1 protein-coding gene is annotated in these 438 nt (G+C 73.5%); it reads right to left on the minus strand.

What is annotated here, in order from left to right; all coding sequences use genetic code 11:
* A partial coding sequence (locus tag AC5RV2_RS18980) for an EF-Tu/IF-2/RF-3 family GTPase (RefSeq protein ID WP_494093615.1) occupies positions 1 to 438 on the minus strand: 438 nt, incomplete at both ends.

The following is a 438-nucleotide window of genomic DNA, read 5'->3' on the forward strand; positions in this document are numbered from 1 at the left end:
GGACGTCGATGCCGTCCACGAGGAGCCAGGCGTCTTCGGACAGCAGGACGTCGCCGCGACGGATGCCGCCGGCGGCCATGCCGCGCACGTTGACGCCGACCCGGTTGCTCGGACCGATGGACGGCAAGGCTTCGTTGCGGCTGTGCAGGCCCCGCACCGACACCGGCCGGAGGCCGCCGTGGCCCGCGAGCTGCAGGCGGTCGCCTACGGCCAGGGTGCCGGCCGTGAGCGTTCCGGTCACCACCGTTCCCGCCCCGCTGATCGTGAAGGAACGGTCGATCCACAACCGCACCCGACCCGAGGGATCGGGAGCGGGGACCGAGGACAGGGTCGTATCCAGTACCTTGCGCAGCTCGTCGAGGCCGGCTCCCGTGACCGCGGACACGGCGACTGCCGGCGCGTCCTGCAGCCCGGTGCCGGCCAGCTCCGCCCGCACCC

The sequence above is a fragment of the Arthrobacter sp. Y3225116 genome (assembly GCF_059091245.1).